At 74.6% G+C, this 26,941-nt stretch carries 20 protein-coding genes and 2 pseudogenes; 8 read left to right on the plus strand and 14 right to left on the minus strand.

The features are described from left to right. Positions 1-4 precede the first annotated feature (4 nt). The 3 genes from AC1WTP_RS10970 to AC1WTP_RS10980 all read left to right on the plus strand — a co-directional run bounded on the left by AC1WTP_RS10970 (position 5) and on the right by AC1WTP_RS10980 (position 7,587). Positions 5-5,623 carry an amino acid adenylation domain-containing protein gene (locus AC1WTP_RS10970; protein WP_481649108.1) on the plus strand — a complete coding sequence of 1,873 codons (5,619 nt, stop codon included), beginning with the start codon at positions 5-7 and terminating at the stop codon, positions 5,621-5,623. After that, positions 5,620-6,927 (plus strand): phosphotransferase family protein, encoded by a 1,308-nt coding sequence (locus AC1WTP_RS10975; RefSeq protein WP_481649109.1) that lies wholly within the window; start codon positions 5,620-5,622, stop codon positions 6,925-6,927. Before AC1WTP_RS10970 ends, AC1WTP_RS10975 begins: the two co-directional genes overlap by 4 nt. Before the next feature lie 69 nt (positions 6,928-6,996). After that, positions 6,997-7,587 (plus strand): pyridoxamine 5'-phosphate oxidase family protein, encoded by a 591-nt coding sequence (locus AC1WTP_RS10980; protein ID WP_481649110.1) that lies wholly within the window; start codon positions 6,997-6,999, stop codon positions 7,585-7,587. A gap of 36 nt (positions 7,588-7,623) precedes the next feature. Here the strand turns inward: AC1WTP_RS10980 and AC1WTP_RS10985 are convergent, their stop codons facing one another. Beyond that, positions 7,624-9,105, minus strand: coding sequence for a peptide MFS transporter (locus AC1WTP_RS10985; protein WP_481649111.1), 1,482 nt, complete (start codon positions 9,103-9,105; stop codon positions 7,624-7,626). A 220-nt stretch (positions 9,106-9,325) separates the two neighbouring features. On the opposite strand from AC1WTP_RS10985, the gene AC1WTP_RS10990 reads away from it, so the two are divergent. Next, positions 9,326-9,667, plus strand: coding sequence for an RNA polymerase-binding protein RbpA (locus tag AC1WTP_RS10990; protein ID WP_046564157.1), 342 nt, complete (start codon positions 9,326-9,328; stop codon positions 9,665-9,667). A 65-nt stretch (positions 9,668-9,732) separates the two neighbouring features. On the opposite strand, the gene AC1WTP_RS10995 is transcribed toward AC1WTP_RS10990, so the two are convergent. The 4 genes from AC1WTP_RS10995 to AC1WTP_RS11010 form a co-directional block, all read right to left on the minus strand. Continuing rightward, positions 9,733-10,251 carry an FxsA family protein gene (locus tag AC1WTP_RS10995; RefSeq protein WP_481649112.1) on the minus strand — a complete coding sequence of 173 codons (519 nt, stop codon included), beginning with the start codon at positions 10,249-10,251 and terminating at the stop codon, positions 9,733-9,735. A gap of 51 nt (positions 10,252-10,302) precedes the next feature. Next, complete coding sequence (locus tag AC1WTP_RS11000) at positions 10,303-11,112, minus strand: polyprenol monophosphomannose synthase (RefSeq protein ID WP_481649113.1); 810 nt, start codon at positions 11,110-11,112, stop codon at positions 10,303-10,305. 36 nt (positions 11,113-11,148) lie between these two features. Beyond that, positions 11,149-12,744, minus strand: coding sequence for an apolipoprotein N-acyltransferase (lnt, locus tag AC1WTP_RS11005; protein WP_481649114.1), 1,596 nt, complete (start codon positions 12,742-12,744; stop codon positions 11,149-11,151). A 100-nt stretch (positions 12,745-12,844) separates the two neighbouring features. Then, on the minus strand, positions 12,845-14,464 hold the full coding sequence (locus AC1WTP_RS11010; RefSeq protein ID WP_481649115.1) for an FAD-dependent oxidoreductase: 1,620 nt from the start codon (positions 14,462-14,464) through the stop codon (positions 12,845-12,847). Positions 14,465-14,537: 73 nt separating this feature from the next. Between AC1WTP_RS11010 and AC1WTP_RS11015 the strand changes: the two genes are divergently transcribed. After that, positions 14,538-15,119 carry a helix-turn-helix domain-containing protein gene (locus AC1WTP_RS11015; protein WP_481649116.1) on the plus strand — a complete coding sequence of 194 codons (582 nt, stop codon included), beginning with the start codon at positions 14,538-14,540 and terminating at the stop codon, positions 15,117-15,119. 403 nt (positions 15,120-15,522) lie between these two features. Here the strand turns inward: AC1WTP_RS11015 and AC1WTP_RS11020 are convergent, their stop codons facing one another. From AC1WTP_RS11020 to kdd, 6 genes are read right to left on the minus strand one after another with little or no spacing between them, the layout of a single operon-like run. Continuing rightward, complete coding sequence (locus tag AC1WTP_RS11020; RefSeq protein WP_481649117.1) at positions 15,523-16,860, minus strand: glutamate mutase L; 1,338 nt, start codon at positions 16,858-16,860, stop codon at positions 15,523-15,525. Further along, positions 16,857-17,249: a 3-aminobutyryl-CoA ammonia lyase gene (gene kal, locus AC1WTP_RS11025; RefSeq protein WP_481649118.1), complete on the minus strand. Its 393-nt coding sequence runs from the start codon at positions 17,247-17,249 to the stop codon at positions 16,857-16,859. The genes AC1WTP_RS11020 and kal overlap by 4 nt, the downstream gene beginning before the upstream one ends. Then, positions 17,246-18,007 (minus strand): lysine 5,6-aminomutase subunit beta, encoded by a 762-nt coding sequence (gene kamE / locus AC1WTP_RS11030; RefSeq protein ID WP_481649119.1) that lies wholly within the window; start codon positions 18,005-18,007, stop codon positions 17,246-17,248. Before kamE ends, kal begins: the two co-directional genes overlap by 4 nt. Further along, positions 18,004-19,560 (minus strand): lysine 5,6-aminomutase subunit alpha, encoded by a 1,557-nt coding sequence (kamD, locus tag AC1WTP_RS11035; RefSeq protein ID WP_481649120.1) that lies wholly within the window; start codon positions 19,558-19,560, stop codon positions 18,004-18,006. Before kamD ends, kamE begins: the two co-directional genes overlap by 4 nt. Continuing rightward, positions 19,557-21,125, minus strand: coding sequence for an amidohydrolase (locus AC1WTP_RS11040; protein ID WP_481649121.1), 1,569 nt, complete (start codon positions 21,123-21,125; stop codon positions 19,557-19,559). The genes kamD and AC1WTP_RS11040 overlap by 4 nt, the downstream gene beginning before the upstream one ends. Before the next feature lie 5 nt (positions 21,126-21,130). Next, positions 21,131-22,192: an L-erythro-3,5-diaminohexanoate dehydrogenase gene (gene kdd / locus AC1WTP_RS11045; protein ID WP_481649122.1), complete on the minus strand. Its 1,062-nt coding sequence runs from the start codon at positions 22,190-22,192 to the stop codon at positions 21,131-21,133. A gap of 138 nt (positions 22,193-22,330) precedes the next feature. On the opposite strand from kdd, the gene AC1WTP_RS11050 reads away from it, so the two are divergent. Both AC1WTP_RS11050 and AC1WTP_RS11055 read left to right on the plus strand, forming a co-directional pair. Beyond that, positions 22,331-23,737, plus strand: a complete 1,407-nt coding sequence (locus tag AC1WTP_RS11050; protein WP_481649123.1) for a KamA family radical SAM protein — start codon at positions 22,331-22,333, stop codon at positions 23,735-23,737. Positions 23,738-23,844: 107 nt separating this feature from the next. After that, positions 23,845-25,001, plus strand: a pseudogene (locus tag AC1WTP_RS11055) (low temperature requirement protein A). Here the strand turns inward: AC1WTP_RS11055 and AC1WTP_RS11060 are convergent. Further along, positions 24,979-25,310, minus strand: a pseudogene (locus AC1WTP_RS11060) (YnfA family protein). The pseudogenes AC1WTP_RS11055 and AC1WTP_RS11060 sit on opposite strands and share 23 nt — an antisense overlap. A gap of 214 nt (positions 25,311-25,524) precedes the next feature. Beyond that, positions 25,525-25,692: a CsbD family protein gene (locus tag AC1WTP_RS11065; protein WP_481649124.1), complete on the minus strand. Its 168-nt coding sequence runs from the start codon at positions 25,690-25,692 to the stop codon at positions 25,525-25,527. 159 nt (positions 25,693-25,851) lie between these two features. Here AC1WTP_RS11065 and AC1WTP_RS11070 point away from each other — a divergent pair, with 159 nt between their 5' ends. After that, positions 25,852-26,463 (plus strand): histidine phosphatase family protein, encoded by a 612-nt coding sequence (locus AC1WTP_RS11070; RefSeq protein WP_481649125.1) that lies wholly within the window; start codon positions 25,852-25,854, stop codon positions 26,461-26,463. Here AC1WTP_RS11070 and AC1WTP_RS11075 read toward each other — a convergent pair. Continuing rightward, a complete protein-coding gene (locus AC1WTP_RS11075) occupies positions 26,393-26,899 on the minus strand; it encodes an Lrp/AsnC family transcriptional regulator (protein ID WP_481649126.1) in 507 nt (168 codons plus the stop codon). The genes AC1WTP_RS11070 and AC1WTP_RS11075 overlap by 71 nt on opposite strands. Positions 26,900-26,941: the final 42 nt, after the last annotated feature.

Genomic DNA, 26,941 nt, shown 5'->3' on the forward strand with positions numbered 1-26,941 from the left:
CCGCATGTCCGCAGCCCCGGAGTCGGCGGCCCGGGAAGTACCGCTCTCCGCCACCAAGCAGGCCCTGCTGCACCGACTGCTGCGCCAACCCGCCGACGCCCGGGCCGGCCACATCGGCCCGGCCCCCGCGGACGCGCCGGCGACCCTGTCGTACGCGCAGGAACGGCTCTGGTTCGCCGATCAGTTCGCCGCCGGCTCGACCGCGTACCACGTGCCGGTGGCGGTGTGGCTCGACGGCGAGGTGGACCCCGCCGCGCTGCACCACGCCCTCGCCGACCTGGCGGCCCGGCAGGAGAGCCTGCGGATGCGCTTCCCGGCCGACGACGACGGCCGGCCCACCGTGGTGATCGACCCGCCCGGCCCGGTGCCGCTGTCCCGGGCCACGGTCAGCGCGGACGACCCGGCCGACGCCCGCCGGCATGCCGTGGAGCTGGCCCGCGAGCACGCCGCCGCGCCCTTCGACCTCGGCACCGGGCCGCTGTTCCGGGCCCTGCTCGTCGGGCACGGCCACCGGCGCTGGCTGCTGTCGCTGCAGGCGCACCACATCGTCAGCGACGGCTGGTCCATCGACGTGCTGGTCGGTGACCTGCTCACCGCCTACCGGGCGCGGCGGGACGGGACGGCCCCGCACTGGCCGCCGCTGCCGGTCCACTACCGCGACTACGCCCACTGGCAGCGGCACCGGCCCGGCACCGACCGCGGCCTGGCGTACTGGACCGGCCAGCTCGCCGAGGTGCCCGCGCTGGACCTGCCCACAGACCGGCCGCGCCCGCCGACGCAGCGCTTCGACGGCGCCACCCACCGCTTCGAGGTGGACGCCCCGCTCGCCGCCGCCGTCACCGCGCTGGCCCGCCGGCACGACGCCACCGTCTACATGACCCTGCTCGCCGCCTACCAGGTCCTCCTCGCCGGGCACAGCGACCAGCGGGACTTCGCCGTCGGCTCGCCGGTGGCCGGGCGCCACCACCCGGAGCTGGAGCCGCTGGTCGGCATGTTCGTCAACATGCTGCCGTTGCGGGCCCGGCTGGACCCGGACGAGTCGTTCGGCGCGCTGCTCACCCGCACCCGCCAGCTGGTGCTCGACGGGCTCACCCACCAGGAGGTCCAGTTCGAGCACCTGGTGGCCGAGCTGGACGTGGCCCGCGACGTCAGCCGCTCCCCGCTGTTCCAGGTCACCTTCGCGGTGCAGAACTACCAGATCCGCGACCACGGCGCCGGCGGCGACGGGCCGGCGGTCAGCTGGGAGGTGCTCGACCTGTCGACCACCCGGTTCGACCTGGAGCTGCTGGTCGTGCAGACCCGCACCGGCGAGCTGTGGTGCGAGTTCACCTACAACACCGCAATGTTCGACGCGGCGACCGTGGCCCGGTTCGGCGAGCGGTTCGGGCAGCTGCTGCTTACCGTGGTCGACCGCGCCGACGCCCCGCTGCGCACCCTGGACCTGCTCACCGCCGGCGAACGCGCCCAGGTGCTGGGCGAGTGGGGCGCCCGGGTCGCCCGGTACCCGGTCGAGCGGACCCTGCACTCGCTCTTCGAGGAGCAGGCCGCCCGCCGCCCCGACGCCGTCGCCGTCGTGCACGGCGGCGAGCAGGTCAGCTACGCCGAGCTGAACCGCCGCGCGGACCGGCTGGCCGAGCGGCTGCGCCGGCACGGGGTCGGCCCGGACACCCTGGTGGCGCTGCACCTGCGGCCCGGGACGGGCACCGTCACGGCGATCCTCGGCGTGCTCAAGGCCGGCGGCGCGTACGTGCCGCTGAACCTGGCCTACCCCCGGGAACGGCTGGAGTTCATCCTCGCCGACACCGACGCGCCGGTGCTGGTCACCGACGCGGCCGCCGGCACGGAGCTGCCCGCCCACGCCGGGCGGGTGCTGCGGCTGGACGCCCCGGACGACGACCCGCCCGCGCCCGAGGCGGGCGCCGCGGCCGCGCGCCCCGGCGACCTGGCCTACGTCATCTACACCTCCGGCTCCACCGGCCGGCCCAAGGGGGTGCTGGTCGAGCACCGCCAGGTGGTCCGGCTGCTCACCGCCGCCGAGGCGCACTTCACCTTCGGCCCGGACGACGTCTGGGCGCTGCTGCACTCCTACGCGTTCGACTTCTCGGTCTGGGAGATGTGGGGCGCGCTGGCCTACGGCGGCCGGCTGGTCGTCGTACCGCCGGAGGAGATCCGGGACACCGAGCGGCTGCTGGACGTGCTGGCGGAGCAGCGGGTGACGGTGCTCAACCAGACCCCGGCGGCGTTCCGCGGCCTGCGGGCCACCCTCACCGAGACCGACCGCTCCTTCGCCGACCTGTCCGTGCACACCATCGTCTTCGGCGGGGACGCGCTCTACGTCCGCGAGCTGCGGCACTGGCTCAACCGGTACGGCGAGGACACCCCGGCGCTGGTGAACATGTACGGCATCACCGAGACCACCGTGCACGTCACCGCGCAGCGGCTGCGCCGCGCCGACGTGCGCCGCCCGGTCGCCTCGCCGATCGGCCGGCCCCTGGACGACCTGCGCGCCTACGTGCTCGACCGGCACCTCAACCCGGTGCCGGTGGGGGTGCCCGGTGAGCTGTTCGTCGCCGGTGAGGGCCTGGCCCGCGGCTACCTGAACCGGGCCGCGCTCACCGCGGAACGCTTCCTGCCCGAACCGTTCAGCGGCGAGCCGGGCGCCCGGATGTACCGCACCGGCGACCGGGTGCGCTGGTGCCCCGACGGCAGGCTGGAGTACCTGGGCCGGGTGGACCGGCAGGTGAAGGTCCGCGGTTACCGCATCGAGCTGGGCGAGATCGAGGCGGCCCTGCAACGCCACCCCGACCTGCGCGCCTGCGCGGTGCTCGCCCAGCCCGACGGCACCGGCGACCGGCGGCTGGTCGCGTACGTGGTGCCCGCCGACGGCGCCCGCCGCCCGAGCGCCGGGCAGCTGCGCGAGCACCTCGCCCGCAGCCTGGCCGACTACCTGGTGCCGGCCGCGTTCGTGCCGCTCGACGCGCTGCCGCTGACCCCGAACGGCAAGCTGGACCACCGCGCGCTGCCCGACCCCGACCTGGCCGGGCAGGCCGAGCAGGAGTTCACCGCGCCGAGCACCCCGACCGAGCAGCTCATCGCCGCCATCTGGACCGACCTGCTGCCGGTCGAGCGGGTCAGCGTCGACGACGACTTCTTCCTCGTCGGCGGGCACTCGCTGCTGGCCGCGCAGGCGGTCACCCGGATCCGACGCGACCTGGAGACCGCCGGCGCGAGCGGCACCGTCTCGCTGATGGACCTGTTCCGCTGCCGCACGGTGCGGGAACTGGCCCGGCTGCTCGACGCCCCGGCCACCGGGGACCGACCGGCCCGGCTGCTGCACGAGCTGACCCGGCCGGTGCCGGACGCCGCGCACGTCCGGTCGCTGGTCTGCGTCCCCTACGGCGGCGGCAGCGCGGCGGTGTACCAGGCGCTGGCCGACGCGATGCCGGCCGGGCACCGCCTCTACTCGGCGGCCATCCACGGCCAGGAGGCCGGCGGCGAGCGGGACACCCTGCCCTTCGCCGAGCTGGTCGACGGAACCGTCACCGAGATCCTGCGCGACATCGGCGGGCCGCTGGTGCTCTACGGCCACTGCGGCATCGGCAGCGCGCTGGTGGTGGAGGTGGCCCGCCGCCTGCAGGTCGCCGGCCGGCCGGTCGAGGCGGTCTACGTGGGCGGCATCTTCCCGTTCGCCCGCCCCCGCGGCGTGCTGAGCCGGCTGTCCCGGCTGGCCGAGCTGGAACGGTTCCGCAGCAACCGCACGTTCATCAACCGGCTGGTCGGGCGGGGCGTGGACATCGAGGAGCTCGGCCTCGACGAGGCCGACCGGGTGATCCGCAACATGCGCCACGACACCCGCAGCGCCGAGGACTACTACAGCGGCCTGTTGGACAGCCGGGTGGACCGGATCGACGCGCCGGTCATCTCGGTGGTCGGCGAACAGGACCCGGCCACCGACTACTACAGCGAGCGGTTCCGGGAGTGGGACTTCCTCTCCGACACCTGCGCGCTGGTCGTCCTGGACGAGGGCGGGCACTACTTCAACCGCTACCGGGCCACCGAACTCGCCGAGATCGTCACCCGTACCCACCTGCTGCTGGACGCCGACGACGGCGCGGCGCTGACCCGGGCGGCCCGCGGCGCGGACAACGACTGGTGGCTGCACGGCGTGCACCGCCGCGGCGCGCCGGCCGGGCCGGGCGACGGCGGCCCGCCGGCGGACGCGGGCCCGAGCCGCCGCCCGGCCGAGCCGAGCATGGGCCGGTTCCTCGGCGTGGCGGCCGGCCAGCTGGTCTCGCTGATCGGGTCGGCGTTCACCCAGTGGGCCATCCCGATCTGGATCTACCTGACCACCGGATCGGTCGCCCAGCTCGCGCTCTTCGTGACGCTGGCCCTGGTGCCCGGCCTGGTGGTCGCCCCACTGGCCGGCGCGGTGGTGGACCGGTCCAGCCGGCGGCGGGTGCTGCTCGCCGGGGACGTCGCCGCCTGGGCGGTGCAGGGTGCGCTCGGGGTGCTGCTGTGGACCGACGCCCTGCAGATCTGGCACATCTACGCGCTGATGGTCGGGTTGTCGGTGGCCACCGCGTTCCAACGCCTGGCGTACGTGGCGTCGGTGCCGCAGCTGGTGCCGAAGCGGTACCTGCGACACGCCATCGGCGTGGTGGAGATGGCCAACGGCGCCGGCACGCTGTTCGTGCCGCTGTTCGCCGCCGGCCTGCTGGCGACGGTCGGCCTGGACGGCATCCTGGTGATCGACATCGTCAGCTACGCCGCGGCGGTGCTGGTCGTCGCGGTGGTGCGCTGGCCGGCGCGGATGGGCTGGCACCGGCGCGAGACGCTGACCGCCGAGATCGCCAACGGCTTCCGCTACTCGTGGGGCCACCGGCACTTCCGGGCGATGCTGCTGTTCTTCCTGGTGCTCAACGTCTTCCTGGCGCCGCCGCTGATCCTGATGAGCCCGCTGGTGCTGTCCTTCGGCACCCTCGGCGACGCGGCCCAGGTCTCGTTCGTCTCCGGGCTGGGCGCGACGCTGGCCGGCCTGACGGTCGCGCTGTGGGGCGGGCCCGCCCGCCGGCCGATGCGCGGGGTGCTGCTGTCCATCCTGGCCATGGCGGCGGCCTGCGTGGTGATCGCGCTGCGCCCGGATCCGCTGCTGATCGCGGTGGGCGCGTTCGGCCTGACCGCCGGGCTGACCCTGACCACCGGCATCTACCGGGCGATCGTGCAGGTGAAGATCCCGCAGCGCTACCACGGCCGGGCCGCCGCGCTGAACCAGATGATCTCCTGGTCCACCCTGCCGCTGGGCTTCGCAGTGGTGGCGCCCGCCGCGACCGCGCTGTTCACGCCGATGCTGATGCCCGACGGGCGGCTGGCCGGCAGCGTCGGGCGGGTGATCGGGGTGGGCGAGGGACGCGGCATCGCGTTCGTCTTCCTGCTCTGCGGGCTGGTCATCGCCGTCCTGGTGGCCGCGGCCGCGCGGATCCGCGCGATCGCCCGGTTCGACACCGACGCCCCCGACGCGGTCGCCGACGACCTGGTCGGGGTGGAGTCGCTGCGCCACCGGCGGGAGCCGGCCGGGCAGCGACCGGCGGTGCCGTCCCGGCCGCGGGCCGGGAGCGCCGCGTGAGCGGCCCCGCCGCGCCGGCCGGACCGGTCGACGTGGACGTGATCATCTCCGTCGGGCAGCGACGCCGCCTGCTGGGCCGCCGCCACGGCGGCGAGGTGCTGCTGCCCCGGCTGCGGCTGGCCGGGGCGTGGCCGCCGCCGAGCAGCCAACTGCCCGGCGCGGTCGCCGCCGAGACCGGTCTGCGGGTCGCCCTGCTCGAACCGCTGGACACCACGATCTTCGTGGCCGAGCCGGTGGACGGCGAACCGGCGGCCGGCTACGACTGGCACGACGCGACGGCGTTCGGCGCGGCGTCGGTGCGGCGCTGGCTGGGCCGGGCCGAACCGGACACCCGCCCGGCCTGGTACCGGCCCGGCTGGTTCGCCGCCGCCACCGGCTGGCTGGACACGGTGCTGGCCGAGCGCGGCGCGCGACGCACCGGCCCGGTCACCCAGATCCGGCACTGGACGACCTCGACCGTGCTGCGCGCCCCGACCACCGCGGGGGCGGTGTTCCTCAAGGCGGCCCTGCCGCACCTGGTCGCCGAGCCCCGGGTGATCGCCGAACTCGCCCGGGCGTGGCCGCGGGCGGTGCCCGAGGTGCTGGCCCACTCGGCCGAGCACGGCTGGTGGCTCAGCGCCGACTTCGGCGCCCAGCCGCCGGCCCGCGACGGCGCGGCCGCCCTGCGCCTGCTGGCCCGCATCCAGGCCGCCACGGTGGGCCGGACCGGGCCCCTCGCGGCGGCGGGCTGCCCGGTGCTGACCCTGGACGACCTGGCGGCCCGGGTGCCGGCGCTGACCCGCCGCACCGAGGTGTGGGACGCCGCCCGCACCGGCACCGGCCGGGGTGGGCTGACCGGCGTGGCGATGTGGCTGCAGGACCGGTGCGCCGAACTCGACGACCTCGACCTGCCGGCGACCCTGGTCCACGGCGACCTGCACCCGGACAACGCGGCGGACCGCCCGGACGGGCCGCTGCTGTTCGACTGGAGCTTCGCCCGGATCACGCACCCGCTGGTCGACCTGGCCGGCTGGTTGCACGGCGCGCCCGAGCCGGAGGCACGCCGGCAGGTCGGCGCCTATCTGGACGGTTGGCGGCAGCTGGCCTCCCCCGGTGAACTGCGCGAGGCGTGGCGGATCGCCAAGCCGGTCGCGGCGCTGGTGGAGCTGGCGAAGTTCGCCGACCTGATCGACCACACGCCCGGCTACGAGTTCGACTACCTGCCGATGGCCGGGGTGTGGGCGCGGCGCATCCTCGACGCGGCCGCCGGGCGGGACGCCCACCTGACCGGCTGGTGCGACCCGCGGCCGGCCCGGGCGGGCTGACGCCGGTCAGCGGGTGGGACGGCGCCGGGGCGGGCGGCTGGCCGGGCGCCACCGGGGGATGATGCCCGGGTGGGAAAGACGTACGAACGCATCGACGGCCGCCTGCGGACCTTCATCGAGGAACAGCCGCTCTTCTTCACCGCGACCGCGCCGCTGGCCGGCGACGGCACCATCAACCTGTCCCCGAAGGGGCTGCGCGGCTCCTGGGCGGTCATCGACGAGCACACCGTGGCCTACCTCGACTTCGCCGGCTCCAACGCCGAGACCGTCGCGCACCTGCGGGAGAACGGCCGGATCACGCTGATGTGGTGCGCCTTCCAGGGGCCGCCGAACATCGTCCGGGTGCACGGGCGCGGCGAGCCGGTGTTCCGCGACGACCCGCGCTGGGCGCGGCTGGTCACCCACTTCCCGGACATCGACACCAGCGTGCACGGGCTGCGGGCGGTCATCGTGGTGCGCGCCGAGCTGATCCGCGACACCTGCGGCTACGCCGTGCCGTTCATGTCCTACGACGCCGAGCGGGACCTGCACGGCAGGCGGTTCGCCCGGGAGGACGACGCGTCGCTGAGCGACTACTTCGCCAGGAAGGAGCACATCGCCCGCAGCATCGACGGGCTGCCCGGGCTGCCGCTGCCGCTGCCGCCCACCCCGGCGCCCTGACCCGGACCGGTCGGCTCGGCCGGCGTCGCGGGACGGTCAGTGGATGCCGGCCATCAGCGTGCGGATCTGCCGGGCGAACATCACCGCGCCCAGCCCCAGCGCCACCGACGCCAGCCCGAAGGTCAGGAAGTACACCGGCCCGGACCAGGTGTCGGCGAGCCGGGCGACCTGCCCGCCGATCGCGTCCCCGACGGCGGTGGCCAGGAACCACAGCCCCATCATCTGGCTGGCGTACTTCACCGGCGCCAGTTTGGTGGTGGCGGACAGGCCGACCGGGCTCAGCGACAGCTCACCGGCGACCTGGATGGCGTACACCGCCACCAGCCACCACGGGGAGACCAGGTCGCCGCCGACCGCGGCCCGCGCGGCGGCGGCCATCAGCACGAACGACAGGCCGTTGAGCACCAGGCCGACGGCGAACTTCACCGGGGTGGAGACCCGGTGCCCGAGCCGCAGCCAGAGCAGCGCGAACAGCGGCGCCCCGATGATGATCAGGATCGGGTTGACCGACTGCAACCAGGACGCGGGGAAGGTGAACCCGGCGACGTCCCGGTCGGTGCGCTCGGCGGCGAAGAGGTTCAGCACCGACCCGGCCTGGTCGTAGATCAGCCAGAACGCCGCGGCGAAGACGAACAGCCACACGTACGCCTTCATCCGGCTGCGCTCGGTGTCGCTGAGCTCCCGGTCCACCATGATCCGGGTGAAGTAGCCGATGGTGACCAGCACGGTGACCACGGCGAGCAGGTTGACCACGGTGTCGACGGTGAACAGCCCGGCCACGGCCAGCACGACCACCGCGACCAGCAGCACGCCGGCGACGATGCCGACCCGGGTCAGTGCCCGCCGCCGGTCCGCGCCGAGCAGCGGGTCGGCCGGCCGGGCGCCGGCCTCGCCGAGGTGGCGCCCGCCCAGCACGTACTGCAGCACCCCGAAGGTCATGCCGACCGCCGCCGCGCCGAAGCCCAGATGCCAGTTGATCTTCTCGCCGAGGAACCCGGTGATCAGCGGCGCGATGAACGCGCCGAGGTTGATGCCCATGTAGAAGATGGAGAAACCGGCGTCGCGGCGCGGGGAGTCCCGGTCGTACAGGTCGCCGACCATGGTGGAGATGTTGGGTTTCAGCAGCCCGGTGCCGAGCACGATCAACGTCATCCCGGCGAACACGCTCCACCGCGCCGGCACCGCCATCACGTAGTGGCCGGCCGCGATGACCACCCCGCCCCAGAGGACGCTGCGGCGGGCGCCGATCAGCCGGTCGGCGACCCAGCCGCCGGGCAGCGCCATCAGGTAGACCATCGCGTTGTACGTGCCGTAGACGGCGTTGGCGCTGGACTCGGCCAGGCCCAGCCCGTCGTCGGCCAGCTCGGCGGTCAGGTAGAGCACCAGGATCGCCCGCATGCCGTAGAAGCTGAACCGCTCCCACATCTCGGTGAGGAACAGGGTGGCCAGGGCGCGCGGGTGGCCGAAGAAGGTCCGCCCGGCGGGCGGTCGGTTCCCCACCGGCGCGTCACCAGCCATCGCAGCCTCCGCTCTGTTCGCAGCGGCTAACATCCCCGTTGACAGCGAAAACACTCCACCGTTTCCACCCGGCCGGGGACGACCCCGCCGGGCGACTGTCATGGCCGGCTACCCTTGTTCAGGCTCGACCCTGGGCGCGGCAGCGCCCGGGGCGGGAATGGCCCGGCGGAGACGGACCGTTACACCAGTAGACAGCACCACGAACGAGGGGAAGTCGATCATGGGCGAGCGTATGCTGCGCGGTAGCCGGCTGGGCGCAGTCAGCTACGAATCCGACCGCAACACGGAGCTCGCGCCGCGTCAGACCCGCGAGTACCTGTGCGCCAAGGGCCACCAGTTCGAGGTCCCGTTCGCCGTGGACGCCGAGGTCCCCACGACCTGGGAGTGCAAGTTCGACGGCAGCGTCGCCCGGCTGGTCGACGGCAGCGAGCCGGAGCAGAAGAAGGCCAAGCCGCCGCGTACCCACTGGGACATGCTGCTGGAGCGCCGCTCCATCGCCGAGCTGGAGGACATCCTCGCCGAGCGGCTGCAGGAGGTCCGCACCCGCCGCGGCCGCGCCTGACGCGTACCGACATCACGGCGCCCCGGGAGAACCCTCCCGGGGCGCCGTCGTCCGTCCTGGGCCGGTCAGCGGCCCGGTTCGACGATCTCCCCCTCGATGGCCCGACCGCCGTCGACCACCGGCGGCTGCTCGGCCGGCCGCTCGGTGGGCTGCGGTGCGCCGCGGCGCACCCGCACCCGCCGGGGCCCGAACAGGTCACCGGCGACCATCGACGACACCCGGCGCTCGGCGGCACGTTGCACCCCGGCGCGGGCCAGCCGCCGCACCGGCGGCACCAGCAGCGCCAGCCCGACCGCCCCGCTGACCAGGCCGGGAACGGCCAGCAGCAGGGCGCCGGCCAGCCCGACCAGCCCGTCGGTCACCTGCCGGCCCGGGGGTTGCCCGGCCTGCGCGGAGGCCCGGAAGCCCCGCCACGCCCGCATTCCCTCCCGACGCAGCAACACCAGCCCCACCAGCGACGCCGCGAACACCACCAGCACCGCCGCGCCGAACCCGACGGCCCGGCCCAGCAGCACGAACACCGCCAGCTCCAGCACCACCGCCAGCAGCAGGGCCGGCGGTACGAACCTCAGTCCCCGGCGCATGTCACCCCATCCCGTCGGCACGCCCGCCCGTCCAGCATGACACGGCCACGCTCAGGGCCAGCGGACCTGACCGGTCGGGGTGCGGTGCAGGCCGCGCCGCACCGCCTGCCGGCGGTCCTGCACCGCCCAGGCGGTGATCCGCCACATCGCCTCGGCGACGATCAGCGGGCTCATCTTGCTGCTGCCGCGCTCCCGCTCGGCGAAGGTGATCGGCACCTCCACGATCCGCACCCCGGCGCGGTGCGCCAGCCGGGACAGCTCCACCTGGAACGAGTACCCCTGGGAGCAGATCGAGGTCAGGTCGAGCCGGCGCAGCGCGTCGAGCCGGTACACCCGGTAGCCGCCGGTGGCGTCGGAGACCGGCATGCCCAGCGCCACCCGCGCGTACAGGTTGCCGCAGCGCGACAGCACCAGCCGCCGCAGCGGCCAGTTCACCACCCGCGCCCCACTGGTCCACCGCGACCCGATCACCACGTCGGCGTCGCGGGCGGCGGCCAGGAGCGCGGGCAGTTCCTCCGGGGCGTGCGAGCCGTCGGCGTCCATCTCCACCACCGCGTCGTAGCCGCGTTCGCGCGCCCACGCGAAGCCCGCCAGGTACGCCGCGCCCAGGCCCTGCTTGCCCTCCCGGTGCAGCACGTGCACCTGCGGGTCGGCGCCGGCGAGGGCGTCGGCGATGGCGCCGGTGCCGTCGGGGCTGTTGTCGTCGGCGACGAGGATCTCCACCGCCGGGGCGGCCCGGCGCACCCGGGCCACGGTCCGGGTGACGTTGTCGGCCTCGTTGAAGGTCGGGATCACCACCAGCACCCGCCCCAGCCCGGGGTGACCGGTGCCCGGCCGTCGGATGTCGGTCGCCTCACCCACGCTGCTTCCCCTCCACCGGCCGGGGCCGGCTGGTCGTTACCCGGGCACGGCGCGCTGCCGGCGGCGCAGCACCGCCGCGCCCGCCAGGGCCGCCACGGCGAGGGCGGCCAGCGCCAGCTCCGGCCACAGCCCGACCCGGGTGGCCAGGGTGCGCCCGTCGGCGAGCGTCAGCTGCCGGACCACCACCGCGCGGGTGTTGAACCCGGTGGCGTCGCTTACCCGCCCGTGCGGGGAAACGAACCCGGACACCCCGACCGTGGAGGCCATCAGCGCCGGCCGGCCGTGCTCCACCGCGCGCAGCCGCACCATGGCCAACTGCTGACGCGCCTCGGCCACGTCGAAGGTGGCGTTGTTGGTCTGCACCACCAGCAGCTGCGCGCCACCGGTGACGGTGTCCCGGACCACCTCGTCGTAGGCGACCTCGAAGCAGATCACGTCGCCGAGCACCGTCTGCCCGGCCCGCAGCACGCCCGGCTCGCTGCCGGGCACGAAGTCGTTGCGGACCCGGTCGACCTGCTTGCTGACCATCCGGGCGAGGTCCCGCAGCGGCACGTACTCGGCGAACGGCACCGGGTGCCGCTTGGTGTAGAGCTGGTCCAGGTCGGCGCCGGCGCCGGGGCGCCACAGGATGCCGGCGTTGCGGACCTGGCCGGGCTGCGGGCCGAGCAGCACCGCGCCGACCAGGATCGGCGCCCGGACCGCGTCGGCGGCCGCGGAGATCCGCGCCCCGGCGGTGGGGTTGCGCAGCGGGTCGATGTCGCTGGAGTTCTCCGGCCACACCACCAGGTCCGGTTGCGGCTGCTGCCCGGCGGCCACCCGGGCGGCCAGCTCGATGGTGGCGTCGACGTGGTTGTTCAGCACCGCCTGCCGTTGGGCGTTGAAGTCCAGCCCGAGGCGGGGCACGTTGCCCTGCACGATCGCGACGGTGACGGCGGGTCCGCCGCCGGCGGCGCCGACCGGCACCAGCAGCCCGGCGGCGACCACGGCGAGCGCGCCGGCGGTCAGCGCGGCCGCCGGCGCCCAGCTCCGCCGGCCGTCGAAGCGCCGCCACGCCGCGGCCACCAGCAGCCCGCCGGTCAGCGCCACCGCGAAGGTCACCAGCGGCGCCCCGCCGAGGGCGGCCAGCCGCAGCAGCGGCGCGTCGTCCTGGCTGAACGCCAGCCGGCCCCACGGGAACCCGCCGAACGGGGTGCGGTCACGCAGCGCCTCCTGCCCCACCCAGAGCACGGCGGTCAACGCCGGCCACGCCCCGCGCCACCGGTCGGCCAGCGGGGACACCCACGCGGTACCCGCCCCGAGCAGCGCCAGGTAGCCGGCCTGCAGCAGGGACAGCAGCACCCACGGCAGGTAGCCGGTGTGCAGGTTCGTCCAGGCCAGCAGCGGCGCGAACAGCGCCACCCCGGTGAGGAAGCCCAGGCCCGCGCCGGCGCGCAGCCGCCGCCGGTGCGCCGCCGCGGCCAGCAGCGCGACCCCGACCGGCGCCAGCGGCCACACCCCGTACGGCGGGAACGCCAGCAGCAGCGCCACCCCGGCGGCGACCGCCAGCGGCGCGGCCACCCGCAGCGGCAGCGGGCGCGGCGCCGCCGCCGGCCGGGCGGCCGGCTCGGCGTGCGTGGAGTCCAGGGTCGTCACCGGCGCCTCATCTCGATCACGGTGCTGAAGGCTACCCGCCCGGCGCCGGCTGCCGCCGCCACGGCGGCAGCCGGCGGGGCCGGCCGGGCACCTCGCGCCGCTACCGGCGGCGGGCGACCAGCACGGCGTCGTGGATCGTGATGTCCCGTCCGTCCGGATCCGTCGCCGCCCGCGGCCGCGCCTCGGCGACCAGCACCTCCCAGCGGGCCGGGTCCAGCGACGCCGCCACCTCCTCGGCGGTGAACATCATCTCCGGGTAGTGCATGCGGTGCGCGGTGGTGCGCAGGTCCCACGGGTGGTGCATGCGGTGCGCGGTGGTGCGCAGGTCCCACGGGTGGTGCCCGACGAGCAGCAGGGTGCCGCCGGGGGCCACCGCGGCGGCCAGCCGGGCGAACAGCTCCCGCCGCTCCTCCGGCGGCAGGTGCATGAACTGCGCCGACACCAGGTCGTAGGCGTCGGCGGCGGGCGGCTGCGCGCGCAGGTCGGCCCGCACCCAGTCGATCCGCTCGGTGACCGGGGCGCCGAGCGCCGCGGCGTGCCCGGCGGCCCGCTGCAGCGCGGTGGCGGAGATGTCCACCGCGGTGACCCGCCAGCCCCGCTCGGCCAGCCACACCGCGTCGGCGCCCTCCCCCGCCCCGACGTCGAGCGCCCGGCCGGGGGCCAGCTGCGCGGCCTCGGCGACCAGCTGCGGGTTGGGCCGCCCACTCCACACCGCCGGCCGGGACCGGTAGCGCTCCTCCCAGGCCGCCTCGGTGAACAGGGTCTCGCGCCGCTGCCGGTGCCCGGCCACCGCGTCGCGGGTGTCCTCGGCGACCAGGTCGGCGTTGATCGCCGCGCCGGCGGTCAGGCCGGCCGCCGCGGAGGTGATCACCTGGGCGCGGAGGTCGGCGACGTTGCCGGCCACCCACACCCCGGGCACGGCGGTGGCGCCGCTGGCGTCGGCCGGGATCTGGGTGCCGAAGACGTGCCCGTTCATCTCCACCTCGACCGGCTTCAGCCCCAGCGAGGCCAGCATCCCGGCGCGGGCGGTCATCGTCGAGGCGACCACCACCGCATCGAGCTCGACGACCTCGCCGGAGGCCAGCCGGACGCCGGTGAGCGCGTCGCCGGTCACCACCAGCTCCGCGACCGGGCCGTCCACCACCGCGATCTCCCGGGCGGCGAGCTGCTCGGCCTCCTCGGCGGTGGGCGCCGGGGCGCCGTGCATCAGCAGCAGCACGTGCGGGCTCCACTGCCGCCACAGCTGCGCCAGGTGCAGCCCGAACGGACCGGTGGCCAACACCCCGATCCGCTGGTCGCGCACCTCCCAGCCGTGGCAGTACGGGCAGTGCAGCACGTCGCGGCCCCACCGCTGCGCCAGACCGGGCACCTCGGGCAGCTCGTCGACCAGGCCGGTGGTCACCAGCAGCCGCCGCGCCCGCACCGTGCGCCCGTCGTCCAGGGCGACGGTGAGGTCCGCCCCGTCGCGCCGCGCGTCCTCGACCCGCCCGGCCACGATCTGCCCGCCGTAGCCGGTGACCTCCGCGCGGCCGGCGGCCAGCAGCTCGGCCGGCGGCGTGCCGTCGCGGCCCAGGTAGTTGTGCATGTGACCGGCGGGGGCGTTGCGCGGCTCACCGGCGTCCACCACCAGCACCGAGCGCCGCGCCCGGGCCAGGGCCATCGCCCCGGCCAGCCCGGCGGCGCCGCCGCCGACCACCACCACGTCGTATCTGTCGTCCATCTCTCCCCCTCGTCGCCTGGTGCGGGCTCCACGGTCCACCGGCGCCGCGGATTCGACAAGTAATGTTGCTGTTATGGCAAACGACGAGGCGACCGTGCTGGCGGCGGTGGGGCCGCGGCTGCGGGCGCTGCGTAAGCAGCGTGGCACGACCCTGACCGACCTGGCCGCGACCACCGGCATTTCGGTGAGCACCCTGTCCCGCCTCGAGTCGGGGCAGCGCCGGCCCACCCTCGAGCTGCTGCTGCCGCTGGCCCGCGCCCACCAGGTGCCGCTGGACGAGCTGGTCGGCGCGCCGGAGGTCGGCGATCCGCGGGTGCACGCCCGCCCGATCGTCCGCCACGGTGTGACGTTCCTGCCGCTGACCCGCCGCCCGGGCGGTCTGCAGGCGTTCAAGCAGATCCTGCCGCCGCACACCCCCGCCGAGCCCGAACAGCAGACCCACGAGGGCTACGAGTGGCTGTACGTGCTCTCCGGCCGGCTGCGGCTGCTGCTCGGCGAGCACGACCTGATCCTCAACCCGGGCGAGGTGGCCGAGTTCGACACCCGGGTGCCGCACTGCGTGGCCAACCCGGGACCGGAGCCCGCCGAGATCCTCACCCTGTTCGGGCCGCAGGGCGAACGGCTGCACGTGCGCGCCCGCCCCACCCGCCGCTGACCGCGTTGCGGCAGGGGTGGACGAAATCGGGGCGCGGCTCGCGCCGCGCCCCGATGCTCCCAGGCCCTTCCCGGCCGGTGGGGCGAGGATGCGGCACGCCGACCTTCGGACCGACCGGACGCGGACTGGCTGCCCCCGCCGGGCCGTTGTCTACTGGCCGTGCACCTCACCCTGCCCGTACACCGGTAACCGCGGCCGGTTCGCGCCGCCCCGCCGACCCCCGCCCGCTGGACCTGGCCGCCGCGACCGTCAAGGTCGCTCGGCCAGCGGACGAAGGGACGAAGCGAACAGCAGCCGCTTCCCGTGGTAGGACTCAAAGACGGTACGTGCTGCACCCCGGGCGCTGTCAACCCACCCCCGGCCTGTCGTGTGTCGCGGGTTCGGCGTGTCGCCCCGGCGGTCCTCAGTCGACGGTCAGGTGCCGGCGCAGCAACGCCCCCGCCACCTGCGGATGCTCACCGGCGAGCAGCCCACCGGCGGCCAGCACGTAGTCCACGTCGACCACCGCCCGCGCCGCCCGGGGCAGCGGCCACCCGCCGGCGTGGTCGGCCAGCACCGCCGACAGCACCTGCGCGGCGTGCCCGGCCGGGGCGTGCCGCAGCACCCCGCCGGACCCCACCACCAGCCGCACGTCCCGCAGGTCCCGCCCGCCGCGTTCCCCGGTGGCGCCGCCGCGGGCGTGCCGGCGCAGCGCCACCGTCGCGGCCAGCGCGGCGATCCGCCGGTCGACGGCCCGCTCCGCGTCGGTGACGGCCAGCAGTCCCGGCTCGGCGGCCCGCGCCGCCGCGGCGGGCGCCAGCGTCTCCTGCTCGCCGGGGGCCAGCAGCCGCTCCTCCGCGGCGGCCCGCACCACCCCCGGCGCGCTCCACCGCATGCCCAGGTCACCCTCGACGGTGCGGGCCCGCCACAGGGTGCCGGCGACCTCCCGACCCGGCCCGCTGTCCCGCTCGTCCGGGGTGAGCACCGAGTACACGTCGGTGGTCGCCCCACCCACGTCCACCACCGCCAGGTCCCCGCCGATCGCGTCGGCCAGCGCCTCCACCCCGGTCAGCACCGCGTCGGGGGTGGCGGCGCGCACCAGCCGGGTGAACCGCGACCCCCGCGACAGCCCCTTGCCGCCGATGACGTGCCGCAGGAACACCTCCCGGATCGCCGCCCGCGCGCTCGCCGGCGCGAGCACCCCGATGCGGGGCAGCACGTTGTCGGCGACGGTCACCGGCACGCCCGCGCCGGCGAGCAGGGCGTGCAGGTCGTCGCGGACGTCGACGTTGCCGGCCAGCACCACCGGCCGCCGCCAGCGGGCCCGGGCCAGCCGGGTCGCGTTGTGGCTCAGCGTGTCGGCGTCCCCGCCGTCGGTGCCGCCGACCAGCAGCACCACGTCCGGCCGGGCCGCCCGCAACGCGGTCACCTCGGCGCCGCCGAGCCGGCCGGCGGCCACGTGCACCACGTTCGCGCCCGCCGACAGGCCCACCCGCCGGCCGGCCTGCGCGGTCACCAGATGCTCGTAGCCGACCACCGCCAGCCGCAGCCCACCGCCCGCCGACGAGCACACGTACCACGGCACGTCGCGCGCCCCCAGCCCGTCGGTGGCCGCGGCCACCGCGGCGTCCAGGCCGTGCAGCACGTCCGTGCCCACCGTGGTCGGCGCCGACGCCGCCGCGACCAGCGCCGCCGCGGCCAGGTCCACCACCGTGACCTTGGTGTACGTCGACCCGACGTCGGCGCAGACCGCCAGGGTCACGACGCGGCGGGCACGACCACCGTGCCGGTCGCGGTGACCGCCACGATCGGCTCGGCGAGCACCTCCGCCGCCGACTCGCCCCGGTCCGGGCGGCCCCGGCACACCACGCGGGCGGCGAAGTCGATGGTGCGGCTGCGGGTGCCCACCCGGGTCACCGTCGCGGTCACCTCCAGCACGTCCCCGGCCCGCATGGCGCTGCGGAACTGCACGTCCGAATAGGACGCGAACAGCCCCTCGTCGCCGTCGGTGCGGATGCACACCTCGGTGGCCACGTCCCCGAACAACCCCAGCGCGTACGCCCCGTCGACCAGGTTCCCGGCGTAGTGGGCGTGCGAGTACGGCACGTACCGCCGGTGCGTCACGGTCAACCCGACCCGGGAATCAGTCATGCCTTCGCCTTCTTCTGCGTGATCAGGGCGTGCACCAGGTAGCTGGCCACCTCGCCCGGCGTGGTGCCCCGGCCGAAGATCCGGTCCACCCCCAACTCCTCGGTCATCGTCTCGTCGAACCGCGGCCCGCCGACGATCAGCAGCGGCCGCTTCCCCGCCGGCATCGCCTCCCGGAACGCCGCGGACATCTCCCGGGTGTTGTGCAGGTGCGCGTCGCGCTGGGTGACCACCTGCGACACCAGCACCGCGTCGGCCCTCTCCCGGCGGGCCGCCTCCACCAACTCCGGCACGCTGACCTGCGCGCCCAGGTTGGTCACCGTCAACTCCCGGTAGTACTCCAGGCCCTTCTCCCCGGCGATGCCCTTGACGTTGAGGATCGCGTCGATGCCGACGGTGTGCGCGTCGGTGCCGATGCACGCCCCCACCACCGACAGCTTGCGCCGCAGCCGCTGCTTCACCACCGCGTTGACCTCCTTGGCGCTCAGCAGCGGGAAGTCACGCTCCACCACCTGCACCGCGGAGGTGTCCACCAGGTGGTTCACCCGCCCGTACACCACGAAGAAGGTGAACCCGTCGCCCATCTGCTTGGCGTGCACCAGCATCGCCGGGTCGATGCCCATCCGGTTGGCCAACTGCACCGCCGCGCCCTCGGCCCGCTTGTCGTGCGGCACCGGCAACGTGAACGACACCTGCACCATGCCGTCGCCGGTGGTGTCCCCGTACGGCCGGACGATCCTCTTCTCCGCCGCGGTGCTCATGCCGCCTCCAGGATCTCGGTGGCCGGGTTGTAGTAGTCCGGCTCGTGCGCGGCGACCCCGTCCAGGCCCTTGCCCCGGTCCGCGGGCCGCTTCATGATCCCGAACGTGCCCTCGGCGATCGCGGTCAGCAGCGACTGCTCACCGATCCGCTCCAGCAGCCGCACCGCCTCACCGAGCACCCGCTGCGCCCGCTGCTGGATGAACCCGCCCGGCGCCGGCACGAAGTCCTCGTGCAGCCCACCGGCCGCGCCCAGCACGTAGCGGACGTTCTGCAGGGCGATGTCCCGATCCGACAGCCACGGCGTCACCACCGCCTCGGTCATCATCCCGACCAGCAGGATGCCCTGCCCGGTCATGGTGCCCACCAGGTTGAAGAACCCGTCGAGCAGGTTCCCGCGGAACACGTCCCCGGTCATGTGCTTCGTCGGCGGCATCCACTTCAGCGGCGCGTCCGGGAACAACTCCCGGGCCAGCAGCGCGTGCGCCAGCTCCAACCGGAACGACTCCGGCAGGTCCGGGTTGATCTCGAACGCGTGCCCCAGCCCCAACTGCCAGTCGGCCAACCCGGCCTCGTGCGCGAAGTACTCGTTGAGCAGCTGCGACACGGTCACCGTGTGCGCCTCCTCCACCGCGTCGGCGGTGGTGAGGTAGTTGTCCTCCCCGGTGTTGATGATGATGCCCGCCCGCGCGTGCACCTGCCGGGAGAACCGCTGGTCGACGAAGGTGCGGATCGGGTTGATGTCGCGGAACAGGATCCCGTACATCGAGTCGTTGAGCATCATGTCCAGCCGCTCCAGGCCGGCCAGGGTCGCCATCTCCGGCATGCACAGCCCCGACGCGTAGTTCGTCAGCCGCACGTACCGGCCCAACTCCTTCGACGACTGATCGAGGGCCGCCCGCATCAGCCGGAAGTTCTCCTGGGTGGCGTACGTGCCGGCGAACCCCTCCCGGGTCGCCCCCTCCGGCACGTAGTCCAGCAGCGACTGCCCCGTCGACCGGATCACCGCGATCACGTCCGCGCCCGCCCGGGCCGCCGCCTGCGCCTGCGGAATGTCCTCGTAGATGTCCCCGGTCGCCACGATCAGGTAGATCCACGGCCGCCGCGCCGGATCCCCGTACCGCTTGACCAGACGCTCCCGCTCGACGCGCCGCCGGTCGATCTGCCGGATCCCCGCCGCGACCGCCCGCCGGGCGGCCCGGCGCGCCGCGGTCGCCGCCTTCCCCGACGGCACCTGGAACCGCACCGACCCGGCGGCGGCCTTCTGCGCCAGCAACGTCACGTCGCTGATCTGCTCCCGGGCCAGCGCGTCGAACACCGGCACCGCCACCCCGTGCCCCAGGCCGGTGTCCGCGACCACCGCGTCGACCAGCCGGTTCACCCACGGAATGCCGTCCGGGTCGGCGCCGGCCACCCCGGCCAGCCGCAGCACCGCACGCTCCACCGACACCGTCGTGTGGCTGCGCGCCAGCTCCACCACCGGCCGCCCGGCCCGCCGCGCCAACTCCCGCGCCCGGGCCACCAGCGCCGGATCCAGGTCAAGCTTCCCTGTCACGAAGACCCTTCCTCGAAGATCACCTCACCGCGCAGCACCGTGCGCCGGCACACCGGCAACGGCGTCGGATCCTGCGGACCCCGCACCTCCGGGTCGTCGGCCTGCAACACCGGCAACCCCCGGTCCACCCCCGCCGGCGTGGACCACACCGCGAACGTCGCCGGCGCCCCCAGCGCCAGGACCCCCTCGTTGTCCAGGTGCACCGCCCGCCAACCACCCCGGGTGTGCGCCGCGAACGCCGCCCGCTCACTCATCCGCTGCGCCGGATTGTGGTGCGCCGCCGCCGCCCGCACCGAACCCCACGGGTCCAGCGGCGTCACCGGCGAATCCGACCCGAACGCCAACGCCACCCCGACCGCGTGCATCGACCCCATCGGGTTCGACTCCAACGCCCGGTCCAGCCCCAACCGCGCCTCGTACATCCGGCCCGCGCCGCCCCACAACCGGTCGAACGCCGGCTGCATGCTCGCCACGATCCCGTACTCCACGAACCCGGCGATCAGCCGCTTGCTCATGATCTCCGCGTGCTCCACCCGGTGCCGGGCCGCCCGCAGCCGATCCGTGCCGAGCTTCTCCGCCGCCGCCGCGAACCCCGCCAGCACCGTGGCGATCGCCGCGTCACCGATAGCGTGGAACCCGCCCTGCAACCCGTGCGCCGCGCAGTCCACCAGGTGGTCACGCACCTGCTCGGCGGTGAGATAGCCGTGCCCGCAGCCGCCGTCCCCGTCGAGGTAGTCGCGCGACACGTGCGCCGTGCGCGACCCCAACGCCCCGTCGGCGAACAGGTCACCCCCGGCGCCCACCGCGCCCAACTCCCGCGCCCGCGCCGCGCCGCCCAGCTCACCCCAGTAGCCGTACACCTCCGGCAACCCCGCACCGGAGATCCCCAGCAGGCCGGTGAAGTCCTCCTCGTCGGAGATCTCCGGCCCACCGCACTCGTGCACCGCCGCGATGCCCAACGACGCCGCGTGCGCCAACGCCCGCCGCTGCGCGGCGATCCGCTGCGACCGGGTCACCGACGCGAACGCCGCCGCCCGCACCACGTGGTGCGCGTCGCGGCGCAGCCACCCCGACGCGTCGTACCCCGCCGCGGCCGCCGCCTCCGGACACGCCGCCAGCAGCGCCCGCGACACCAACGCCGAATGGATCGACGCCTGCGACAGGTACACCCGCCGCCCGCCGGCCGCCCGGTCCACCTCCGCCGCGTCCGGCAACCGCGGCACCGGCCAGCTCGACTCGTCCCAGCCGTGCCCCAGCAGCACCGCCTCCGCCGGCAGACCCGCCGCGAACCCGGCCACCGCGTCCAGCAACTCCCCCGCCGAGCGCACCCCGGACAGATCCAGCCCCGACAGCGCCAGACCGGTGTCCGTGGCGTGCACGTGCGCGTCCACGAACGCCGGCGTCACCAACGCCCCGTCCAGCTCCACCACCCGGTCCGCGGCCGGCGCCTCCGCGTCCGTCCCCAACCATGCGATCTTGCCGTCCGCCACCAGCAGCGCCGTCGCGCTCGGGTCGGCCGGACAGTGCAGCACTCCGCCGCGGTACAACGTCGAGGGGTTCGTCATGGCACTCAGTCTGCAACCAGCCGCGACTCGAACAGCCTCCGGACCCCCGGCTCCGAGCGCAGCAGACCCAACGCCAACTCCGCGTGCCCCGGCACGTACCCGTTGCCCACCAGCATCGTCACGTCCGCCGCCAACCCCTCGGCACCCAACGCCGCCGCCGAGAAACTGGTCGCCATCGAGAAGAAGATCACCGTGCCGCCGTCCGCGGTCGCCAGCACCGCCCCGTGCTCACAGCCCGGCACGTCCACGCAGACCACCGTCACGTCCGCCGGCACCCCCAGCGCCGACGTCACCGCCTGCGACAACGCCACCGGATCCCGGGCGTCGGCCAACGCCACCACCGAGGCCAGCCCGGCATCGGACAGCGCGTCCCGCTCCGCCGCCACCGGCACCACCCCGACCGTACGGGCGGCGCCCGCCCGCCGCGCCGCCGCCAACGACAGCGACCCGCTCTTGCCCGCCGCACCGATCACCGCCACGCTGACCGGCCGGGCGTCCCCCTCACGCGCCCGGTCGGCCACATAGCGCGACACCACCCGCGCGGTCAGCGCCGGCGCCCCGCACACGTCCAGCACGGCGAGGGACAACTGCGGGTCCTCGTCGTCCGGCAGCACCGCCGCGATCGACCGGGCGAACAGGATCGCATGCCCGTCGCACGGCACCTGCTCGCTGCGCCCGTCCCACCGGGCCAACCCGTCGGTGATCACCAGCGGGGTCAGCGTCAACGACACCAGCGTCGCCACCCGCTCCCCCGGCTTGAGCCCCAGCGGCGACCGCCGCCCGGCCTCCTCCACCGTGCCGATCAGCATCCCGCCCGACCCGGTCACCGGGTTCTGCATCTTGCCCCGGGCGTTGACGATCTCCAGCACCTCGGCGCGCACCGCGGCCCCGTCCCCGCCGTGCTTCTCCCACAACTGCCGGAAGCTCGCCGCGTCCAGGTTCAGCCGCTCCACCCGGATCCGCACCTCGTTCGGCGCGATCGCCGGCGACGCGTCCAGCCGCCACGCCGCCTGCGGCAGCACCCCCGCCGGTTCCACAACGCGGTGCAGACCCACCGGTGACGTCACGCCGACCTCCCCCTGTCAACCGCCCGAACCCCCGGTCAGGGCTCGCGTAGCGGGAAAACTTCCGGCAGACTAATTTCTTCACCGGATATTTTCCAGTAGCCTTCGGGCCGCTGATCATCTCACGCACGAGGAGGGGCCGTGACCCAGACCCAACCGGTGGAGACCATCCCTGCGCCACGCCCCACGCCGGCCACGGTCCCCACCGCCGCCCAGCCCTACGAATACCGCCGCGCCCCCCTGGTCGAACCCGACTGGACCCGCTTCCCCGGCTGGCGCCACGTCACCCGCGAACAGTGGGAATCCGCCCAGTGGCAGCGCGTCAACTGCGTCAAGAACATCAAGCAACTGCGCGCCGTCCTCGGTGACCTCGTCGACGAGACCTTCTACGCCGACCTCACCGCCGACCAGGCCGCCCTCGCCACCATGTCCATGCTGGTGCCGCCGCAGATGCTCAACACCATGGTCCCGTTCGCGCCGATGAGCACCGAGGCGTTCCTCGCCGACCCCGTCCGGCGCTACATGATCCCCGTCGCCTCCGACCGGCGCACCGACTGGCCCTCACACCCCTACGCCAGCCGCGACTCGCTGCACGAGCACGACATGTGGGTCGCCGAGGGCCTCACCCACCGCTACCCCACCAAGGTCCTCGCCGAACTGCTCTCCACCTGCCCGCAGTACTGCGGCCACTGCACCCGGATGGACCTGGTCGGCAACTCCACCCCCGCCGTCGACAAGCTCAAGCTCACCCTCAAGCCCGTCGACCGCTACGACGCCCACATCACCTACCTCAAGGCCCACCCCGGCGTCCGCGACGTCGTCGTCTCCGGCGGCGACGTCGCCAACGTGCCCTGGCGCAACCTCGAGTCCTACCTGATGCGGCTGCTCGAGATCGAGACCATCCGCGACATCCGGCTCGCCACCAAGGCCCTCATGGGCCTACCGCAGCACTGGCTCCAGCCCGACGTCGTCGAGGGCCTGGAACGCGTCGCCCGCACCGCCGCCCGCCGCGGCGTCAACCTCGCCATCCACACCCACGTCAACCACGCCCAGTCGCTCACCCCGCTGGTCGCCAAGGCCGCCCAGACCGCCCTCGACGTCGGCGTCCGCGACGTGCGCAACCAGGGCGTGCTCATGCGCGGCGTCAACGCCACCAACAAGGATCTGCTCGACCTCTGCTTCGCCCTACAGGGCGAAGCGGGCATCCTGCCCTACTACTTCTACATGTGCGACATGATCCCCAACGCCGAACACTGGCGGGTCCCGGTCTGGCACGCCCAGCAGCTCCAGCACGACATCATGGGCTACCTGCCCGGCTACGCCACCCCGCGGATCGTCTGCGACGTCCCCTTCGTCGGCAAGCGCTGGGTGCACATGCTCACCGAGTACGACCGCGAACGCGGCATCTCGTACTGGACCAAGAACTACCGCACCAGCATCGAGTCCGCCGACCTGGAGGCGCTCAACAAGCGCTACGCCTACTACGACCCGATCGACACCCTGCCCGACAGCGGGCAGCAGTGGTGGGCCGAGCACCGCAACGACTGAACCCACCCCACCCCCGCGCACCCCCGGCGTCGCCCCCGCGACGACCGGGGGTGCGTCGTCTCCGGCACCCGCACAGTCCCACGACCGGGCGACTAGCCTGCACAAACATGGGAACCGCGCCGCGCGACGCCGACACCGCCGACCGGGCCACCCCCGTCGAGATCTTCTTCGACGTCGTCTTCGTCCTCACCATCACCCAACTCGCCCACCTGCTCGAGGAGCACCTCGACTGGGGCGGCCTCGGCAGCACCATCCTGATCCTCGGCCTGCTCTGGTACCTCTACAGCGGCTACGCCTGGCTGACCAACCAGTGCCACCCCGCCACCCCGCCCGCAAACTCCTCCTCTTCGCCGGCATGGCCGGCTTCCTGCTCACCGCCGTCGCCATCCCCGACGTCTTCACCGGCAGCGGCCTGCTCTTCGGCATCGGCTACCTCGTCGTGGTCACCGTTCACCTCACCCTGTTCAGCCACAGCACCGCCCGCGCCGGCGTCCGCCGGCTGGCCCCCTACAACCTCGGCGCCGCCCTGCTCGTCCTCGCCGCCGGCCTGCTCTCCGGACCCGCCGGGTACGCCCTCTGGGCCGCCGCCATCTTCGTCCAGACCGTGCTGCCCTACCTGCTCCCCGGCCACTCCTGGCTCGGCGTAGCCGCCAGTTTCCGCATCGTCCCGGCCCACTTCGTCGAACGGCACGGCCTGCTCGTCATCGTCGCCCTCGGCGAGACCGTGGTCACCATCGGCATGGGCGCGCCCATGGACCACCTCACCCCCAGCACGGTGGGCGCCATCGTGCTGGCCCTCGCCCTCCCCGCCGCCCTCTGGTGGACCTACTTCACCGAGGCCGGCGCCGCCGAGGCGGCCCTCGCGGGCGCCGACCTCGCCCCCCGCAGCCGGATGTCCGCCCGCGTCTACATCCTCAGCCACTTCGTCCTGCTGCTCGGCATCATCGCCACCGCCACCGGCCTGCACGCCACCGTCGCCCATCCCGACGCCCCGACCGGGTGGCCGGCCGCGCTCGCCCTCTCCGGTGGAGTGGCCCTCTTCCTGGTCGGCATCGCCGACATTCGCCGCGTCGTCCACCACGGGCGTCCGGCCAGCCGCCTGGTCACCGCGGCCCTGGTCCTGGCCACCGTCCCGATCGGCGGCCACGTCAACGCCACCCTGCACCTGGCCGTCGTGATCGCCCTGGTGACCGGCATGCTGCTCGTCGACGGCCGCCACGGCGCCCACCCGGCGGCGTCCGTCAGCCGCGCGGCGCGTACATGATCACGGCGACGCCGAGCAGGCAGATCGCCGCGCCGGTCAGGTCCCACCGGTCCGGCCGGAAACCGTCCACCAGCACCGCCCAGCCCAGCGACCCCGCCACGAACACCCCGCCGTACGCGGCGAGGATCCGGCCGAAGTGCGGATCCGGTTGCAGGGTGGCCACGAAGCCGTAGCAACCCAGCGCGATCACCCCGGCCGCCACCCACCACAGCCCCCGGTGCTCCCGCCACCCCTGCCAGACCAGCCACGCCCCGCCGATCTCGGCAGCGCGGCCAGGACGAACGGCAGCAGGGAACGCAGGACGGTCACGCCGGCGACCCTAGCCGCCGGGCCGGCCAGCGCCGGCCCGACCCACTGACCCGCGCCACACCGGCGACCTGGCGGCATCCACCGGACCGGGTCACCCCCCGGATCGCCGGCCCGGAGTCGCGCAGGGCACCCGACGCGCCAGCGGGGCGCGGAAAACGGCCGGGACGCGTGGCGGCCCCCGGCCTGCGCCGGGGGCCGCCACGACAGCGCGAGGTCACCTCGTGAAGGGATCCCGCACGTTCCGACCGGCTTCCTGGGCCGGCTCGCCGGCCCGGCGGGCGCGGGCGTCGCCCTGCTGCGCCGCCCCCTCCTGCCGCATCCGCTCCTTGGCGGCGCCGGTCAACTGTTCGACCTTGCTCTTCGCCTTGTCGGTGAAGCCCATGTCGCCTCCTCTGCTCCGGCCGTCCAGGGGCCCAGGGGCCCTCGATGCGGTGCATGCCCGTGCCCGGTGACCGGAAACGTGGTTACCGGGCACACACCCACTGGAGCGTCCTAGGACACTAGGTGAACGTCGGAGACCGGTGCCTGGTTAACTGGACGAATGGGCGAGATCCTGCTGATCCGGCACGGCGAGACCACCTGGAGCGCGAGTCACCGGCACACCTCGTACACCGATCTGGAGCTCACCCCGGACGGTGAGCGACAGGCCCGGATGGTCGGCGCGTTCCTGGCCGGCCGGCACTTCGTCACGGTGCTGAGCAGCCCCCGCAAGCGGGCGGTGCGCACCGCCCAGCTCGCCGGGCTCACCGTCGGCGAGACCGACGACGACCTCGCCGAGTGGAACTACGGCGAGTACGAGGGTCGCACCAGCGCCGACATCCACGCCGACCACCCGCACTGGAACCTGTGGACCGACGGCTGCCCCGGCGGCGAGTCACCCGACCAGGTGGGCGCCCGGCTCGACCGGGTGCTGGCCCGGGTCACTCCCCTGCTGGACAAGGGTCACGTGGCGCTGGTCGCGCACGGGCACAGCCTCCGGGTGGCCGGCGCCCGCTGGATCGGACTGCCGCCCGCGGCCGGCGGCCGGCTGCGGCTGGACACCGCGACGGTCAGCACCCTCGGCCACGAGCACGGCCGACAGGTCATCCGGCGCTGGAACCAGCCACCTCTCCCGGCACCCGGGACCGTCCCCGCATCGGGGGTTCGGCACTGACCTTCGGCGGCCGCCCCTCGTACGGGGTGGAGAGCACCACCGTGGTGCGGGTGGTCACGTTGGCCGCGGTGCGGATCTCCTGCAGCACCCGTTCCAGGTCCGCCGGGCCGGCCACCCGCACCAGCAGCAGGTAGAAGTCCTCCCCCGCCACGGAGTAGCAGGAGTCGATCTCCGGCAGGTGGGCCAGCCGCTCCGGCGCGTCGTCCGGCTGCGACGGGTCGAACGGCCGGATCGCCACGAACGCGGTCAGTGGCAGGTCCAACGCCTCGAAGGAGACCCGCGCGGCGTACCCCTTGATCACCCCGCGCTGCTCCAGCCGGCGCACCCGCTGGTGCACGGCCGAGACCGACAGGCCCACCTTCTCCGCCAGATCCGTGTACGACAGCCGGCCGTCAACGGTCAGGGCTGCGACGATGGCGCGGTCGATCTCCTCCACGGCGTGCAACCTACCGGTAAAACCGCCCGACGGCGACGACGC

The organism is Micromonospora sp. R311 (assembly GCF_056780015.1).

Excerpts from the sequence above, each read along its gene's own strand:
- AC1WTP_RS10970 (WP_481649108.1), top strand. The coding sequence starts at position 5 with ATGTCCGCAGCCCCGGAGTCGGCGGCCCGGGAAGTACCGCTCTCCGCC.
- AC1WTP_RS10985 (WP_481649111.1), bottom strand. The coding sequence starts at position 9,105 with ATGGCTGGTGACGCGCCGGTGGGGAACCGACCGCCCGCCGGGCGGACC.
- AC1WTP_RS10990 (WP_046564157.1), top strand. The coding sequence starts at position 9,326 with ATGGGCGAGCGTATGCTGCGCGGTAGCCGGCTGGGCGCAGTCAGCTAC.
- AC1WTP_RS10995 (WP_481649112.1), bottom strand. The coding sequence starts at position 10,251 with ATGCGCCGGGGACTGAGGTTCGTACCGCCGGCCCTGCTGCTGGCGGTG.
- AC1WTP_RS11010 (WP_481649115.1), bottom strand. The coding sequence starts at position 14,464 with ATGGACGACAGATACGACGTGGTGGTGGTCGGCGGCGGCGCCGCCGGG.
- AC1WTP_RS11015 (WP_481649116.1), top strand. The coding sequence starts at position 14,538 with ATGGCAAACGACGAGGCGACCGTGCTGGCGGCGGTGGGGCCGCGGCTG.
- kal (WP_481649118.1), bottom strand. The coding sequence starts at position 17,249 with ATGACTGATTCCCGGGTCGGGTTGACCGTGACGCACCGGCGGTACGTG.
- kamE (WP_481649119.1), bottom strand. The coding sequence starts at position 18,007 with ATGAGCACCGCGGCGGAGAAGAGGATCGTCCGGCCGTACGGGGACACC.
- AC1WTP_RS11040 (WP_481649121.1), bottom strand. The coding sequence starts at position 21,125 with ATGACGAACCCCTCGACGTTGTACCGCGGCGGAGTGCTGCACTGTCCG.
- AC1WTP_RS11065 (WP_481649124.1), bottom strand. The coding sequence starts at position 25,692 with ATGGGCTTCACCGACAAGGCGAAGAGCAAGGTCGAACAGTTGACCGGC.
- AC1WTP_RS11070 (WP_481649125.1), top strand. The coding sequence starts at position 25,852 with ATGGGCGAGATCCTGCTGATCCGGCACGGCGAGACCACCTGGAGCGCG.